Annotated in this window: 12 protein-coding genes; 3 read left to right on the top strand and 9 right to left on the bottom strand. The window is 43.8% G+C overall.

All coding sequences use genetic code 11. The features are described from left to right. Positions 1 to 4: 4 nt before the first annotated feature. From NLX74_RS06600 to NLX74_RS06585, 4 genes are all read right to left on the bottom strand, one after another. Positions 5 to 445 (bottom strand): hypothetical protein, encoded by a 441-nt coding sequence (locus NLX74_RS06600; RefSeq protein WP_254328267.1) that lies wholly within the window; start codon positions 443 to 445, stop codon positions 5 to 7. Between the two features lie 169 nt (positions 446 to 614). After that, on the bottom strand, positions 615 to 1337 hold the full coding sequence (locus tag NLX74_RS06595) for a response regulator (RefSeq protein ID WP_007432713.1): 723 nt from the start codon (positions 1335 to 1337) through the stop codon (positions 615 to 617). A gap of 4 nt (positions 1338 to 1341) precedes the next feature. After that, entirely contained in the window at positions 1342 to 2502 is a 1161-nt protein-coding gene (locus tag NLX74_RS06590) for a sensor histidine kinase (RefSeq protein ID WP_013312293.1), read from the bottom strand. A 47-nt stretch (positions 2503 to 2549) separates the two neighbouring features. Continuing rightward, positions 2550 to 5267: a stalk domain-containing protein gene (locus NLX74_RS06585; RefSeq protein ID WP_254328266.1), complete on the bottom strand. Its 2718-nt coding sequence runs from the start codon at positions 5265 to 5267 to the stop codon at positions 2550 to 2552. A gap of 266 nt (positions 5268 to 5533) precedes the next feature. Here NLX74_RS06585 and NLX74_RS06580 point away from each other — a divergent pair, with 266 nt between their 5' ends. From NLX74_RS06580 to NLX74_RS06570, 3 genes are read left to right on the top strand one after another with little or no spacing between them, the layout of a single operon-like run. Continuing rightward, positions 5534 to 6943 (top strand): efflux RND transporter periplasmic adaptor subunit, encoded by a 1410-nt coding sequence (locus NLX74_RS06580; protein WP_254328265.1) that lies wholly within the window; start codon positions 5534 to 5536, stop codon positions 6941 to 6943. Then, positions 6940 to 10056: an efflux RND transporter permease subunit gene (locus tag NLX74_RS06575; protein WP_254328264.1), complete on the top strand. Its 3117-nt coding sequence runs from the start codon at positions 6940 to 6942 to the stop codon at positions 10054 to 10056. Before NLX74_RS06580 ends, NLX74_RS06575 begins: the two co-directional genes overlap by 4 nt. Before the next feature lie 55 nt (positions 10057 to 10111). Further along, the gene (locus tag NLX74_RS06570; RefSeq protein ID WP_254328263.1) at positions 10112 to 11014 is read left to right on the top strand and encodes a TetR/AcrR family transcriptional regulator; all 903 of its coding nucleotides are present in this window, start codon (positions 10112 to 10114) and stop codon (positions 11012 to 11014) included. Positions 11015 to 11143: 129 nt separating this feature from the next. On the opposite strand, the gene metK is transcribed toward NLX74_RS06570, so the two are convergent. The 5 genes from metK to NLX74_RS06545 all read right to left on the bottom strand — a co-directional run bounded on the left by metK (position 11144) and on the right by NLX74_RS06545 (position 17736). Further along, entirely contained in the window at positions 11144 to 12346 is a 1203-nt protein-coding gene (metK, locus tag NLX74_RS06565; RefSeq protein WP_013312298.1) for a methionine adenosyltransferase, read from the bottom strand. A 331-nt stretch (positions 12347 to 12677) separates the two neighbouring features. After that, positions 12678 to 12968 carry an alpha/beta-type small acid-soluble spore protein gene (locus tag NLX74_RS06560; RefSeq protein ID WP_254328262.1) on the bottom strand — a complete coding sequence of 97 codons (291 nt, stop codon included), beginning with the start codon at positions 12966 to 12968 and terminating at the stop codon, positions 12678 to 12680. Between the two features lie 142 nt (positions 12969 to 13110). Continuing rightward, the gene (locus tag NLX74_RS06555) at positions 13111 to 13689 is read right to left on the bottom strand and encodes a hypothetical protein (protein ID WP_254328261.1); all 579 of its coding nucleotides are present in this window, start codon (positions 13687 to 13689) and stop codon (positions 13111 to 13113) included. A gap of 45 nt (positions 13690 to 13734) precedes the next feature. Beyond that, on the bottom strand, positions 13735 to 15270 hold the full coding sequence (locus NLX74_RS06550; protein ID WP_254328260.1) for a stalk domain-containing protein: 1536 nt from the start codon (positions 15268 to 15270) through the stop codon (positions 13735 to 13737). 99 nt (positions 15271 to 15369) lie between these two features. Beyond that, the gene (locus NLX74_RS06545; RefSeq protein WP_025722445.1) at positions 15370 to 17736 is read right to left on the bottom strand and encodes a copper amine oxidase N-terminal domain-containing protein; all 2367 of its coding nucleotides are present in this window, start codon (positions 17734 to 17736) and stop codon (positions 15370 to 15372) included. Positions 17737 to 17951: the final 215 nt, after the last annotated feature.

Below are 17951 nucleotides of genomic sequence, written 5' to 3'. Positions count from 1 at the left end.
ATCGCTAAGGAACAAATGGGGCGTCCGCCAACGACTTGACCGTTCTAAGATCAATAACAACCTGCCTTTCACCGCCTGACTTCGGTAAGACCGGGTTCCCCGGTGAAAAACGACTTGAAATGACTGAAACCTCCATATGACTATAGCGTAGTAGCCGTGTCAGAATCGGTAGCGTATCGTCCATAGATTCATCATCCAGTACCGTCACATGTAGCGGCCTCCGGTGTAGCCAGGCAAGTATGTTCAGCGAGCGCATCACCCATTCCACACGATCTCCGTCATTGGACGTAATCACAATATAGCGAGTCGCGCGATGACCCGGAGATATTGCGCGTGAATCTTCACCATTGTGATAAGCCTGAACCGCCTGTCGTATATACATAAGATGAACGACTGCGGCTCCCACACCGTATATAAGCAATATCCAAACCAAATGAGCCGTCACGAGGGTTCCACCTCCTCCTATAGCGACAATATATGCCGTATAACAGGAAGAGGTGTCACGGTTATGTACTGGGTTTCCGTATGAGCGGACATATCGCTCCCAAAGAAAGTCGGTACAGCATTCATATCTATTAGCAGCTGCATCGTCTAATGCATGGAAAGACTATACTTTACAGCGTAACCCATCCATATTTAATTGAGTTAATAACTGCTTGTGTACGGTCATCAACCTCCATTTTTTGCAGAATACTGCTGACATGGTTTTTGACCGTTTTCTCACTAATAAATAAATATTCACCGATCATCTTGTTGCTCTTACCTTCAGCCATCAGACGCAGCACTTCAGCTTCACGACGGGTCAATGGATTATTTTCACCTGCGACAAACTTCACGCCGGCTTCCTTCGTATGACCTTCAGCCATAGCCCCTGTTTCATTCAGGTAGGTCATCCGGCGAAGCTGCTGAATGAGCTTACCCGTTACCTTCGGATGGATAAACGCATATCCTTCATGAACCGAACGAATTGCATTAATGAGGGACTCGGCCTCCATATCTTTTAACAGATAACCATTGGCTCCCTTGCGCAACGTCTCGAATACATAGCTTTCATCATCATGAATGGATAAAATGATAACTTTGACATCCGGGAACATCTCACGCAGTTTTTCGGTTGCCTCTACACCATTTTCAATTGGCATATTAATGTCCATCAGAACAATATCTGGTTTCTCTACGTTACAGAATTCCAACACTTGAATACCATCGCCACATTCTCCGATGACCTCAATGTCGTCCTCCATATTCAAAATACGTTTAAGTCCTTCACGGAACAACTGATGATCGTCCGCTAAGAGAACTTTAATGGGTGCATTGCTAATTTCCTGATTTTCCATGTTGTTACTCCTTTCCCTTTTCCACGTTGGTTGGGATATGAATCACTATCTTGGTGCCTTGATTCTCAGCTGATTCGATCTCCATTCTCCCCTCGAGCAGTTCAACCCTTTCCCGCATACCAATCAGACCAAAATGCCCATGATCTTTGCTTTTTTGCTGAAAAAGCTCTGGCTTAAAGCCCAAACCATTATCCTGCACCACGATTTTTACAAGCTGCGCCTGATAGGTAATCTCAACAAGCACATAGGTAGGATAAGCATGCTTGGCAGCGTTGGTCAAAGCTTCCTGGATCAGACGGTAAATGGCTGCTTCCATCGCGGAAGAGAGACGGTGTTCCTTGCCCCTTGTTTCAAAAAGCGATCTAATTTTCGTTTTTTCTTCAAAATCCTGCACATATTTCCGGAGCGTCGGAATAAGTCCCAGGTCATCCAGGGCCATAGGACGCAAATTGAAAATGACCTTTCGCATTTCTTCAAGACTGGAGCGAACCTGTTTCTTCAAGTCTACTATTTCGTCCTGAACCATCTTAAATTCCTGCTTGGCGATCATTCTTTCCACAATTTCCGTCCTAAGCACTAGATGCGCAAGGAGCTGCGCAGGTCCATCGTGAATTTCACGGGATATACGCTTGCGCTCCTCTTCCTGAGCCAAAATAATTTTCAGACCAATAAACTGCCGGTTTTTGGCCGATTCGATGATCCGCGTCACTTGCCCTAATTCACCCGACAAATATTCCAGCACGACCCCCATCTGCGAACCGATGGTTTCGGCGCGCTCGACAGAAGCCTCGACACTTTTGGCCCGCTTTTGAAGATCATCCCTTCTGGCTTTGAGATACATTTCCTTCTCGCGGAAAATCATCACATCAAGTTGAAGCTGTGTTGCCTTCTCATAAGCCTGCTTGATATCCTCTTCCGAATAGCGAACGAAGTCGCGGCTGACCTCAGTCAACCGAATGCGGGACCGCCGATAGTTCATTTCCAGCTGGTCCACCTTTTCGATCGTTTCTGCTGTTTCCTTCAAGACGCTCTGGAGCTCCTGATTTAACGTGACCAGCTCGGTCCGGGCCGTGTCCAATATTTCGAACATCTGATATTTGCTGTTCTCCATCACCTGGATGGCATTTTTAATGACTCGGTCTATGATATCGGCTTGAAAGTCCACAAATGTTCTACTCCAATCCTAGCATTTCAAGTATATATCATACCATATCATGACTGGAGGGTGATGGTCTTCGTTTCTTGTTCCCATTTTACAGTCATTCCTAACTGCTCAGAAACGAGTCTTAACGGGACTAAAGTCCTACCTCCTAGCACAATGGGTGCAACATCAGTGCTTTGACGCTTCCCGTTCAGAACAACTTCTTTTTTCCCTACGGTCAAATCCATCAGCACACCGCCGCGCATAATGGTGATCCGCTGATCGCCCGCATTCCATTTGGCTTGTCCGCCAAATGCGTCCAGTACATACTTGATCGGAACATACGTTGAACCATCGCGAGTCATCGGAGCGGCATCAATCGTGGTCGGCGTTCCGTTCACCGTCATTGATTTTTGTCCAATCGTCATTTGAGCTGTTCCTTTTTTGAGTCCTTCTGTACCGACCGTTCCCGGTGTATTAAAAGAAATATTATCAAAAGCAATATTACCTGTTTTAGCACGCTCGTCCTGACCCTCCGCCACATTGACCACATAAAGACGCTTCAGCTTCGCCGGATACGAAATATTCAAACCGCTCATATCTGCGTTAATGGTTTTCCAACCGTTCCAGTCGATCACTTTAGCGAGATCAATATATGCTGTTTTGCCTTGGGCATCCTCTAGCTCCGCACGCAGCCAGTTCAGACTCTTATCCCCTCTGACATCAATTGAGATGGAAGTAGCCGCCTGTTCAAGCGTTTTCCCGGATGTGCCGTTCAATTGAGCGTAAGCATACATTTTACCACTGCCGTTCGTCATATCGTAGTTCAGCTCTAGCACTTTGGAACTGGCATGGTCGCCATCTCCTTGTACAACAGCCGCTGTGCCGGTAACACCTTCCACATTCGAAGTAAAATCAACCGGATACGAGACATTTTCAAAGTTCTCCCAGTTGTTTGTACTTGCTCCGCCAGCAGACAGGAAGACGACAGCGCTGAAACCATCATAGCGACCGATGGCATAGCCCGTTTTTACGCCTGCATCCACCGTATTTACCGTAAGCTGATTGTCCTTGACACTTCCCTTAAAGCCGATGAACTCCCATTTGAGCGCATCTGACGTAATGCTGACACTCTGTCCATCTTTTGTCTTTGCCGTTACCGGTACAGCGATTTTAGCTCCAGCGGTAAGCGAGCCACTTCCAGTACCAGCGGTAAGTGATGAAATTTCATCTGCTCCAAGCACCGTAACCTTGGTTGTAGCGCTGGCTGAGCCACTGGATGCCGTTAAAGTAGCAGTTCCCGGTTTGGCTCCCTTTACAGCGCCGCCGCTCACTGAAATAACAGCCGGATTGCTGGATTTCCACGTCACTTGTACTTTCGAGGTATCGAATGGATTGTAGTAATTGTCATAACCTTTGAAGGAATAGCTTCCGGTCTGACCAATCAGCAACGTTTTATTGCCCTTGATGGTGAAGCCTTTGAGCGTTCCTTTAGGAGCATTGGTATATACCCCCACTCCATTTACAATACTACGTTGCTCTGTGCCATATTCTGTATTGAACGTAAGCCCCGCTGTCGTATCTCCCAAATCACGAGTCACCATAGTGGTAGAGCCGCCCCCGTCAAGGTTCATACCCTTCCAGACGCCAATATCTTTCATCAGCGTTTGCAACTCGCTCAGGGATACACCAACGCTGTTCCCATTCTTCTCAACAGCAATGACATAAGCGTAACGCTTGTCACGAGAATATCCCAGAGCTGTACGCGCACGCGTCCCGCCTATGCTTGTTGTGCTCCGAGAAAAAGAGGTTTTCTGACCGTCATTTACTAATATGGTATGTCCACCAATCATCATTTGAAGGTTAGAAGGATCTACTTCGCTCCCTGTCGATTTAACACGAAGGTGATAGCTTGTTTCTACCGTCTGTCCCACGGTCAGATGCGCTTTGGCATAATCAGCAGCTTTACCATGAGTACGTAAAATATAGCCATCCTGCGGAACGGTCATATTCAACGTAGCATTGTCGGAGACTTGTGTAACCACACCATTTTGTACCAATATCTCGGTGGGCGTTGTCGAACTGTTTTTGGGCCGCTCAATCGCTTTCCAAGCAGATGTATAAATATACATAGCATTAGAGTGGCTATAGCCGCCCCCACTCGTCTCAGGCGAATACGAAGCCTTGTTCATCCCCGCCAAAGAGAAGGACGACCCATCTCCAGCTTTTACTGTACCTTCAAAAGTAAACTGCTCCACCATGGGAGAACCATCCTTGGTTACAGCAAAGGCATACATACCCGTTAAATCAGACGGAGTAGACATCAACACACCCTTGGATACTTGTCCACCGATCGGCGCTCCCTCGCTGGAGGTATTAAAATAATCTCCGTTTACACCAGCAACCGCCCCTGTCTCTTTTGCCATGCCACCTGTACTCTGACGGGTCGTAAACTGTCCATTCTTCCCCGTCATGACATCCAGCTTGACGTACGGATTTTGTAAGTCCACTCGAATGATATCAGCCAGCGCTGTTCCTTTGGATCCTTTAAAACGATATTTCAATAATGTTGCACCCGAAGTAATGATCTCTTCGCCCAATTTTACAGTTGAACCAGAGGCTGCGCTTGCGATTGGAGCAGACATCCAACCATTCAAGGGGATTAGAGCCCCAGTTCCAGCAACCGGACCGACCCATAATACCCCTGCCAGTGTTAACACGGCCCATCTTTTAGCAATTCCTCTGCCATTTACTTTCACTTCACTCTGTTTCTTATTACTTAAAAACATTTGGATAATAGCTCCCATCTCCAGTGTATTCAAACGGCTTTATTCCGCACGTGTACTCTATCAATAAACAAAAAAATCCTCTTATGTTAATAGACTTATTATATAGGCAAAAGTTACGAAAATCCCGTCAACTAATTCATAAAATCTAAAACGATGAATTGACGAATGCAATATCGGCGCACTATAATACATTTGAACTGATTAGTTCAAATAATACTGATTAGTTCACAACTCCAATTATGACCCTATCGGAAGGATTGATAATCATGAATAAACAACGGGCCATCATCATATTCACTTTATCCCTGAGCATCGCAATGACCGGATGTTCTACAGAAAAAAAAGATGCCGCTCTAGGTTCATCTGCACAGCCAACCGTTGTGCGCACTGCAATCGTCAAATCCACGCCACTTCATACGGCCTATAACTTGTCAGGCACTCTTCAGGCTTATGAGGAGAACACACTGGCTTTTCAAAATGGGGGCACTGTAGCCAGTGCATATCTCACTGTCGGTACTGCTGTACAGAAGGGCGCCGTTATTGCTAGTCTGGATGACGCTGACTACAAGCTTCAAGTGGCACAGGCGACAGCCTCCATCTTGGAGGCACAGGCTGGTATTGATAACGCACAGGCTAATTTACAGGCTGCTACCTCCGCGATTCAATCCGCCGATGCCGGCATTACAGGAGCTCGCGCGAATGTTAATAAGGTCAATAAAGGCGCACGTGCTCAAGAGAAACAACAAGCGCAAGCTACTGTAGATAAGGCACAAAGCGCTTATAACAAGGCCAAGACGGATAGCGAGCGTACACAGAAGCTGTTTGAGGCAGGCGCTGCTACCGCATCAGATAATGAAAATGCTCGCCTGAATGCTACCGCAGCCCTGAAAGACCTGGAACAAGCCAAGGAATCCCTGTCCCTTTTGCTGGAAGGAGCCACAGCCGAAGATCATCAATCCGCCCAAGCTTCCTTTCAAGATGCGCTTGCAGGTAAAAGCAAAGCCCTTGCGGCCAGTGAACAGGCTGCAGCTTCCCAAAAACAAGCCCATGCCAACTACGAAAAAGCCCTTGTTGCCAAGGGGCAGGCAGAACTTGCACTTTCACGTACACGTCTAATCTCTCCTGTGAACGGTGTAATCTTAGACAAAATCGTGAATACAGGTGATTTGGTCGCGTCAGGGCAAGCCGTCTATCGCATAGGCTCCATCGACCGCCTCAAAGTACTGCTTCCTGTACCAGACAGTGAAATTAAGGATTGGAAAAAGGGTCAACAAGTAGAAGTGGCGCTCTATGAAGAGACTCGTCAAGGTACGGTGTCTAACATCTATCCTTCGACCAGCACCGACACGGGAAGGGTTAACGTAGAGATTGTTATAAACAATCCACAGCGAGACTGGTTACCCGGTCAGGTCATTAAAGCTGCTCAACAGGTGACTGACAAGAATGGGATTCTCGTTCCTGCCGAAGCAGTCATTAACACGGGAAGCAAGCCTTTTATTTTCAAAGACATTCAAGGAAAAGCTGTTAAAACCCCTGTGGAGCTTGGTAATCAGGTTGTAGATAATCAGTTGCAAATCGTATCGGGACTTCGTGAAGGCGAACGTATTATCGTTAAAGGGGCAGAAAACCTGTTTGATGGAAATGCGATTCAGTCGGAGGAAGGCGGACGCCCATGATTGAGTACATCGTAAAAAAACGAAAAATTACATTGCTGTTTTTTGTCATGCTGATTTTGGTCGGAATCTTCGGCTTTTTCCAGTTACCACAGCAGGAAATGCCGGATGTCACCATACAAAATGCCACAGTAACAACAGTCTACCCTGGTGCTTCACCACAAAAAGTAGAACAAACCGTAACTAAAGAGCTGGAGAAACGCATTAAGGAAGTTGAAGGTGTTAAAACGATTAGTTCGACTTCTGGTAACGGATTCTCCTCTATTTTAATCGAATCCAAAAACGGAGTTGATCCTCAAACGGTTTGGGATAATATGCGTAAAAAAGTGCAGGATGCACAAGCTGATCTTCCTCAAGGCGCTGAAGTGCCTGTTGTAAATGACAAGCTAACCAGCTCTTTTATCGGCTCCTATGCCCTAACAGCTGACTCTTCCGCACCACTGTATAAACTAAATGATTTAACAACAACCTGGAAAGATCAGCTTAATACCATTTCTGGCGTATCTAGCGTCAAATTCAATGGTCTCCCTGATCAAGAAGTACGTGTTCATATTGACAACCAGAAGCTTCAGCAATACCAGCTGTCATGGGGACAAGTAGCTCAAGCAATCCAGTCTCAAATTGATCGGGTTCCTACTGGTAATATTGAATACAACGGACGTACCTATCAACTTATTGTTCGCGAGACCGAAAAAGCTGCTGAATTGAATCAAGTCCTTTTGACACGCACCAAAGAAGGTAATCCTGTATATTTGAGAGATGTCGGCACAACGGAGCTGGCACATCCTAATACAGAATACTTTGCCTATGTAGAGGGTAAACCGGCCATTACGCTAAGTATTGGAGCAGAAACAGGCACAGACATCCCTTCTATGAGCGAAAAGGTCAATACCAAGCTCAAAGAACTGGAGAAAACACTTCCCGCAGGTGTTCACTTTCAAACTCTTTTTACACAAAAGGATCAGGTAAGCCATATCTTTGACGACTTAAAGCGTGAAACGATTCTTGCGATTGTGGCCGTTATTCTCGTTTGTATGTTGGGGCTGAATTTGCTCACCTCTGCATTTGTTGCACTGGCCATTCCTATTTCGGTTTCGATTGCCATTATCTTTTTGCCTATGTTCGGCATCACTCTAAATCAGATTTCCGTTGTCGGTCTGATCATCGTACTCGGCATACTCGTGGATGATGCCGTAGTTGTAAATGATAATATTGAGCGTAGACTTACGGAATTAGGAGAATCACCCTCAGTCGCAGCTGTAAAAGGTACCAAAGAGGTCATGCTTTCTATTTTGGTTGCAACTCTGGCTACCATCTCAGCTTTCGCGCCATTGTTGTTTCTTCCTGGAAATGTAGGTGCCTTTATTAAACCTATTCCTGCTATTGTCTCCCTGACCATGCTTGCCTCTATGATTATGTCGCTCACCATCATCCCTATTTTTCGAGAATGGTATGAGAAGCGCAGACAGGCTCGTCACCCTCAGGGTAAGTCTAAACCAGCAGGCTTGCTCGGCCAGCAGATTCATTCTTTAAACAAGCTCTATTCACAAAAACTGATGCCTAAGGTCATTCAGCGTCCCTTGTTGACAGCCATGGTCGGACTCATGCTTGGAACAGCCGCCTATGGATTAGTTCCCTTTACCTCAGTTGAACTTTTTCCTGAGTCGGAAGATCCTCATGTTGCACTAAATGTAAAAATGCCTGTAGGCACTTCAATTGCGGAAACCGACCAGGTCGTTAAAGACCTTGCAGGCTGGGTGAAAAAGCAACCTGAAACTTCCAAGGTCGTCTACAGCGCTGGAGGGACTGCCCCACAACTTTTTAGTGACATTAATAGTTCGGGTGGAAATATTAGTTATAACGAAACGGTGGGGCAGATTGCTGTCGTCGGCAAAGAAAACGTATTCGATCTCAATACGACAGTTGATGCTTGGGAACAACATGTTAAGAAATCCTACCCTGGAGTTACAGTTACGATGTATGTTCCTCGTCTCGGGATTCCAGTGGGTAAGCCCGTTTCTATTCGTATCTCAGGTCAGGATCTGAATGAACTGCAAACTCTTGCCCAAAAAGCAAAGGAGCAGATCGCGACAGTAGAGGGCACAACAGGCATCGTGGATGATATAGGAATTGAACGATATGCACTGGAACTTGAGGTCAACAAACAAGCGATGGATCAATACCTGGTAAGTTACACAGATTTGACTCGCACCCTGCTTCTATTAAAAGAAGGAGCCCAAGTCAGCCAATTTGATACTGGAAACAGTCTGGTAGATATTAAAATGTATTTGAATCACAGCGACGAGGAGCCAAGTAAGCTTTTCCAACAATTAAGTGTAGTTAATGCAGCTGGTAAGCAAATTCCATTAAACCAGCTTGTCCAGATTAAGCCGTCATTTGCTATTCAGCAAATCAAGCATTACAATATGGAGCGGACGATTACGGTGGAAGCCGATTTGAACGGACGAACTGCAAGCGAAGCGATGGTTGATGTTGAAAGTAAGCTGGCGCAAATGAAGTTCCCAGAAGGCTACAAATGGGAGGTTGGTGGGGAAACCTCTGACCAATCGACCATATTCAAGGACTTAGGACAGCTGGCGATCGTTGTAGTCTTGCTCATTTTACTCTTGATTACTATGCAATTTTATTCTCTCTCCATTCCTATTATTATTATGACGACCGTGTACCTGGCAGCAGCCGGCGGGATCATTGGTATTTTCTTGACCGGTATGCCTATTGGTTTTATGAGCATCATGGGAATTATTGCACTCGCGGGCATTGTTGTGCGGAATGGGATTGTGTTAATTGAATTTATCGAGGATGCACGACATGAAGGAATGGAATTAAAGGAAGCCGTAATACAGGCGGCCGCTGCTCGCTTCAGACCGATTTTATTGACATCTTTGGCAGCTATTGTAGGTATGATTCCATTAGCACTATTGGGAAGCCTGCTCTTCAAGCCACTGGCGTTTACCGTCATTTTCGGTTTGTTATTCTCGACCTTGTTAACCTTGTTTGTCGTGCCGTCCTTGTATATGATCATGGCCAAGTACAAGATGCGCCGTCAACTCAAAAAACAGCAGCACACAGTTATCACACGTGACCAACCTTTGTGATGTATGAAGTGAATTCGATGCTGTCGAGTTGGCCGGTCCCTAGGGGGAAGTATGTATGGAAAGTAAAAAAAATGATATTTTACAGGCGGCCATTCGGCTGTTCTCCAGAAAAGGCTATTATTCAACATCTGTTGAAGAAATAGCCAAAGAAAGTGGGATGGCGAAAGCATCCTTCTATAAATATTTTCAAGGAAAAGAAGAACTCCCTCTAGAAATGTGTATCATTCTGGAAAATAACATCGAACAAGACATCCGGGCTCTCTACAGCAAACCTAATCTTTCTAAGCACGATAAACTGCACGGTTTTATTGTACTTTACTTGAAAAATCTCGTTGAAAACAAAGTGTATCTTATGATGGATCTTCCTGAGCCTTCCATGCTTATTTTTCAGAATGAACAACTTAATTACGCATTCGAGAATCATGAATACAAATTGTACAGATGGGTTCGCGACTGCCTGATTGATATTTTTGGACCGAGCATTGAAGATCATGCATGGGATATGACCTTTGTACTTAAAAGCATTGTGTTTGAATATATTCGCTTCTTTGCCGATCGGATGAATGATGAAACGATTGAACATCTAACACAATTTATTATCTTCTTATCCAGCTCCTTGGCAACCAGCCTAAACAATGCTGATTTAGCTCCACATTTGTTCTGGAGCAAGCAAGGCTGGTTACCTGAAAGTGCTCTAAGTAATCCCTTTGACCAAGGCCGTCAAATTAACAGCCTTCTCCACTCCTTGGAAGACAGTATACTGCTGTCTTCGTGGAGTTCAGAGGAGAAACAAGAGTGTCAGCAAATCTACGCTCATTTAAAGGAAGAGGCTCTGAAATCGAACCCTCAAAAAGGCCTCCTGAAAGCCCTTTTTGCGTATTTGGAGCAGTACAAGGAACTGCAAAAGGTTTGTCGTTTACTTAAAAATTTATTGGACCATGCACCGATATCCGAGTAGTCACTCAGTATTCGGTATTTCGGTGCAAATTCATACTTAACAGCGAAACACATCAAAAAAAGACTGTTCATGCAAAGCATGAAACAGTCTTTTTGGGTTATTGCTTTTATTTTGATAATATACGAGGAATTACAGCCCCGCTTGTTCTTTTAGAATTTCAGCTTTATCTACGCTCTCCCATGGTACATCCAAATCTGTACGGCCAAAGTGACCGTAGGCAGCAGTTTGCTTATAAATTGGACGACGCAGATCCAACATGCGAATGATGCCTGTTGGGCGCAGATCAAAGTTATTTCGGATCAATTCAACTAGCTTCTCATCGCTTACTTTACCCGTACCGTATGTATCGACGTTAATCGAAACAGGCGTAGCTACACCAATGGCATAAGCAAGCTGAATTTCCACTTTGTCTGCCAATCCAGCTGCCACGAGGTTTTTCGCTACATAACGAGCAGCGTAAGCAGCGGAACGGTCCACCTTGGTCGGATCTTTACCGGAGAATGCTCCCCCGCCGTGACGCGCATAACCACCATACGTATCCACAATAATTTTACGGCCTGTCAGACCTGCATCTCCTTGAGGACCACCGATAACAAAGCGTCCTGTCGGATTAATGTAATATTTGGTTTGCTCATCCAGTAATTCGGCAGGAACAACTGGCAAAATAACTTTTTCTTTGATGTCTGCTTGAATTTGCTCCAAAGTAGTATCTTCCGCATGCTGCGTAGAAACCACAATAGCATCAATACGAACAGGTTTACCATTTTCATACTCTACCGTTACTTGAGTTTTACCGTCTGGACGAAGGTAATTCAGTGTTCCATCCTTACGCACTTCAGACAAGCGTCGTGCAATACGGTGAGACATAGCGATAGGCAAAGGCATCAACTCAGGTGTCTCGTTCGTAGCAAAACCAAACATCAATCCTTGATCCCCAGCCCCAATGTTTTCCGTTTCTTTATCTACTTCAGCAGGATCACGGCTTTCCAAGGCAGCATTAACCCCTTGAGCAATATCCGGCGACTGTTCATTCAAAGAAGTCAATACAGCGCAAGTATTATAGTCGAAACCGTATTTCGCACGTGTATAGCCAATTTCCTTAATCGTATTACGTACAATGGATGGAATATCCACGTATTCCGATTTGGAGCTGATTTCACCAATGACGAGAACGAGACCAGTAGCTACCGATACTTCACATGCTACCCGTGCATTAGGGTCATTAGCCAGAAAGGCGTCCAATACAGCATCGGAAATCTGATCACAGATTTTATCCGGATGGCCTTCTGTTACAGACTCGGACGTGAACAAATGACGGCCTTTTACAGACATGAATTTCAACCTCCCACAATTAAAATACATGAGGATTTATTAAAAAATCCTGACATGGCAATGGCATTATTCAGATACCTTCAAGCCAACAAATGGCGGGAGATATCTTGTTACCTTATTAATAAAAAATGAACCTTTTCCGGTAGGAAAAGGTTGCGTACAAGCCTCAAATGCCATGATATCCTATTTAAAACAAGGTGTCAATTCATGCAGCCCAATTACAACATTCGAAATTGAGGTAAGTTTACATGCAAATCAATTTTCGATTCACATGTAAATAACCCTAGTTTATACGCTACTATATAATCAAAAACCTAGAAAATTATAGCTATTACAATGTACCAAATTCAGATAAGCTACGTTCAGCAGATTGTATCAGTCGCTTAGTAATTTCACCACCAACTGAACCGTTCTGTCTTGAAGTCAAATCACGCCATGCTACATTTTGGCCCCCCGCAAACGCCCCCAATTCTGCAGCAAATTCACTGTCAGCATTGGGATGTATATGAGTATATTGAGGATTATAAACTGGTAGCCCAAACTCAGCAGCGATCTCATACTTCAAATCATCTAACCTGGCACGGCTTTCGGGAATTAATCGTCTTTGACCTCTTGACGCCATCGTATACACCCTCCACAAAACATATTGTCTTTCATGGGGTTAGTGTGCTGCGATTAGGTTCAATTTAGCCAAGAACAATTTGCTATCCCAAGCAGTATTTAAGAAAAAGAGCCACCGAAAGCAGCTTATATACAAAAAAAGTTTACTGAACAGTGTAACCGCCTCGTACCATAACGACCAGACCAAACTTCTGACCTTCTTTTACTTGAATACCTCTTCCTTCTCTAGGAAAGGATAATAAATGATTTTTTTCGACAGTCTGATTATGGACAATTTCCGTTCCAGAAGTAATATCAATAGCACCACTGGCATCCATACTATACACAACAGCATAACCATTTCGTAAAATAAACTCTGACCCTGCTTTGGCAATCAGTTTTTGACCAGGCTTTACATCAACTACCTTTAAAGCCTCTGTCTGCTCTGGTGTGGAAGTTTTTCCTGCACCAGAAGTTCCTGACGCTGTTGTGTTAGAAGTAGCGTTTGTTGCTGGAGTAGTCGAGCTAGTTGCTTTACTACTAGTACTGCTTGCAGTTCCTCCACCTTTGATGGCCTGAGCAATTTTTTGATCAACATAGCTTTTGGTTACGACTGGATCATCAGCTGTGCCAGGTTGTCCAGAACTGGAGGCACCATTAACTGAATTGTTCATTAAGGAACCAGCAACAATTCCTCCTCCAAGTAAAACAGCAGCCAACGATACTTTATAGCGTGATTTCATGAAGTCCTCCTACAGCAGGTTATAGCAAGTATAGTTAAGTTTTAATTATTGTGCGCTAGCTCCAGAAGAACCCTGCATAGCCCAAGGCTTATCAAAAGCCAACTTCAAAGTATCAATATTTGTAACTATATCTTCGGCCTGTTGCTCAGCAGTAGTGACTTTCAAATTAGCTTCATAAACCTGAAGCTCTGTAGCCAACCCAACATCAAATTGTTTCTTAGCCATATCAGCCGCACTTCTAGCACTCACCAAGCCAGCTTGAATCTGTGAATATTGACTTTCCAACGCTTTGATGTTGTTATAGATTGTTCTTACTGCTTCTTCGAGTTGTCTCTTTGTACCCTCTGTTGCATACTGAGCTTTCTCGACATTAAGTTGTTCAGCTTCATAAGGCGTATTTCCTGCAGTATTAAAATTGTAAAGTTTCAGGCTCAATTCAGCCAAGTCCACTTTTTGCTCACTTAACCAAATGGCAGTGCTGCTAGTAAGTACTTGGCTTACTTTAGTTTCCACATTATCTTTAAACTCTGAATAAACAGGTTTATCCTTTAATTCATAACGGTGCTCAGGTTTGTAACCAATCACTTGGTTCAAGGATACATACGCACTATCTAAATCTTTTTTTGCCTTCTCTAAAGCAGCTTGATTTTGAGTCACCTGATTAGTTGCTTGCGTAACCTCATAATCACTCGACATTTGATTATCTCTTTTAATTTGTGCAACTTTTAACTTGCGCTCAGCATCTTCAATATTCAAAGCAGCCAGTTTAACTGCATTTTGCTTTTGAAGAAGCTTATTATAAAGATCCTTTACATTGTACTCAATACCTTCTTTGGTCATATCCAAGTTCTTTTTAGCAGCCTCATAATTAAGGTTCGTTTGAGCATAACCTTTGAAAGCTTTATCTTGGCCTTCATCACCTGCTTCTGCTGGAACAAAGTCAATATTCTTGCCTGCTTCTTTCATAATTTTCCCAGCTTGATCGATATTTGTTGCTGCTGTTTTAACTGAAGTACTATCAGCTATAGCCAGTTTAACTGCATCATCATAGGTCAATGAATCATTATAATAGGTATCATAAGTAACTTGAGTCACAGGAGCTGTGAGAGGCTTACTGGACAAGCTATTGGCTTCCCCAGTTGTACTTCCATCTGCTTGGTTTGAAATAGTAATTGTACGTGTACTTTGATCCCAATTTACTTTGGCGCCTAATGATTGGCTCACAAAACGTAAAGGAACTAGTACTTGACCCTTTTGAATTTGAGTCGCTGCATCGAGCTGTACAGGATTACTATTTTTATAAGCAAGCTTGGAACCAACATTCAAAGCCAATGTATCTTCATTTTTAGAAGCAGTTACTTTTTTAGCTTTGCTGTCCCAATCGACTTTCGCACCCAAGCTTTCAAAAACACCACGCAGAGGCACCAAGGTTGTATTTTGACTAACAACTGGGGACTGGGTATATTGCTGTGTTACACCGTTAATAATAACCTTTATATCACCTGGTTGAGCTCCTGCAAGATTGGCGAACGCAGAAGAAAGAACCAATGTTGACAGTACTGCCACTCCAAAACGTTTCATAATTTCTCTCCTTTGTCAATAAGACTAATAAAAGAAAAGGGCTCCAAAAGGAACCCTCTTCTCATCTAATTCAGTTAACTCAAAAGAGTTGCTCTTAAATTAGTTGTTGTTTTCAACAGTTACTGTTTTAGCAGTTGCATCATAGTTGATGGATGCATCCAGCGCTCTGCTCACCCAGAAGATAGGCAGTACAGTACGGTTTTTGTTAGTTACAGCTTTAACGTCCATACGAACCACAGAACCGTTAATAGTCAACAGGTTTGTGTTCAGCTTGATTTGAGCAACGCGGTCACCTTTAATCAGGGTAACTGTGGAAGTTGCTTTGTCAAACAGGATGTTTTGTGGGGATACACCCAAAGCTTCAGCTGCATAACGTACTGGCAAGTAAGTGCGTCCGTTTTCAGCATAAGCAGCTACATCAGAAGTTTTACTTTCGCCGTTCACAGTGTAGGAAGTGCTTCCCAGTGTGAAGACAGCTTTAGTTTTAGTAGCACCTGGAGCTGGAGTTCCAACAGTTGCGATTGCTACTTCAGCAGCTGCAGTGTTGTTGTCTTTCCAGTTTTGAGTGTTGTCAGTTGCGCCTTTGTATGCAGTGTAAGAAACTGCGCTACCTTTCAGCTTAGCAACGATGTCACCTTGAGCTACAGTACGGTCAACAGTCAGCTTAGGAGCTGAGATTGTGATTGTACTTGGAGTAGCACTTTCGCTGTCGATGTAGAAGCTCAGACGGCCTTTGTTGCTTTCGCCGTAAGTATCAGTAGATACGCTCTTCACTTTAACGTCACCAGCTGTAACTTTTACTTCTGGAGTAGAAGCAAAACGTACGCCTGTTGGCAATTCCAAGATTACTTCACGGCTACCGTCTTTCTTAACGAAAGCTTCTTTAGCAGCTTCAGTGATTGTGATATCGCCAACTTGTTGGTCGCCCAGACCGATTGTCAGGGTTGGTTTGGAAGCAGCAGCCAAAGTAACCGCTTGTTTCACAGTTGCAACCTTAACATTACCGCTCAGACCTTGGCTACCAGCAACTTCAACGTTCAGATCGCCAGAGAAACCTGGTTGTGTAGCAACTTCGACGTTTTTCAATTTCAAAGTACCAGCATCAGTTGTGCTGTTAACGTTTTTGAAAGTCAGTTTCAAAGTACGTTTGTCGGAATCAGTGTAAGAAACATCTGCTCCGCCCAATCCGTTAGTGTTCTCCATAGAACCGGAGAAGTTACTTCCTGGGTTGTTGCTTTCAAAAGTAGACTGCCAACGAGCACCCTCAGGCAGACGCAAAGTTACAGTACGTCCATTAACAAAAGATTTAGCAACAGTTTCTTTGATTACGATGTCGCCAATTTTTTGTTCGTCATGACCTGCAAGGATAGTTGATGGAGTAGCTACGGAAACGCCACCACCGATTTGACCATAGCTACCTACTACGAGGGAGCTAACATCAGTTGTTGCATTACCAGAAATGCTAACTGTTACGTCGCCTTCTTTAGCGCTAGTTTCGTCGTCAACATAGAAACCTACAGGCAATTGGAAAGATGTTTGCTGACCACTCACTTTATCCAAGGACAAAGTCAAAGTATCGCCGTCAGTAGAATATTTTACATTTTCTGGTTTGATATCAGTACCAAACAGAATAGTAGCTGCAGATTTAGGAGCAGAATCCCATTTGAAGCCGCTAGGCAATTTCAACTTAATGTTGTTGTTACCCAATGAACCAGCTGTTTCTTCTTTAACTTTCAAAGTTGCAGTAAAGTTTTCTTCACTGGAAACAGTATCAGCTGCGCTCAAAGAAATTTGACCAGAAGAAACTACGTTACCAATTACTACTTCACCGCTAGTCAAACCGCTTGCGGAAGCTGCATCAATAGCAACTTTGATAGGGCCATTGGCAGGTCCAGTAACATTGATTTTACCAAAGTTCAGGTAAAGATCAGCGCTATCTTTAGAGTTACTGAAATTCAATTCTACTTTTGCAGACTTGTTAGTCAGCTTAGTAACTACAACTGCATTTGCATCATTATAACCAGTAGCTTCAACGTTTTCAGCGTCGTCGTTATCTTGTGCATCAAGATATACACCTAAACCATAAGTAGAATCAGTAGCAGTCTTTACGCGACCAACACCGTTTCCAGCGCCAGCAAATTCAAAACCTTTTGGCAATGTTACTGTAAACGATGCACCAGGTCCGATGGAAGCTTGGCTAATGCTAACTTTTGCTCTACCCAATTCAGCATTAGGTTGTGCACCAGAACCAATATTAGGATTGTTCAGGTTTGTAAAGCTAGAAGCCGCATGAATTGCAGTTGGTGCAGTCAATGCTGCGATTGGAGCTGCTACACCAGCAACCAATGTTGCTGTTGCCAGCACGTTAATCATTTTTTTATTAAACTTTGTCATAACCTTTTTTTCTCCTCCTTGAATATAACCAGAAATATTATTTTTGTCTTTTTGTCGGATCTTGTCACTCATCAGTCGTTACACCTCCTTTCCGAGCTTTATGAGAACCCTTATAAAATGATATCTGTGACAATATCACAGAAGCTTGGAATCTAGTTGAAAGAAAGCGTCCATTTATGACGTACTCCAGTATTATACAATGTGATAACAATGCAGTAAAGATTTTTTTTAGCGAATTTTGTCTTTACGCTTTTGTACCCCTTTGTTTCATACTCACCCAATTAGAC

The organism is Paenibacillus sp. MZ03-122A, assembly GCF_024213325.1.
Lineage (GTDB): Bacteria > Bacillota > Bacilli > Paenibacillales > Paenibacillaceae > Paenibacillus > Paenibacillus polymyxa_B.
This window is presented reverse-complemented; position numbering and strand designations above follow the sequence as displayed.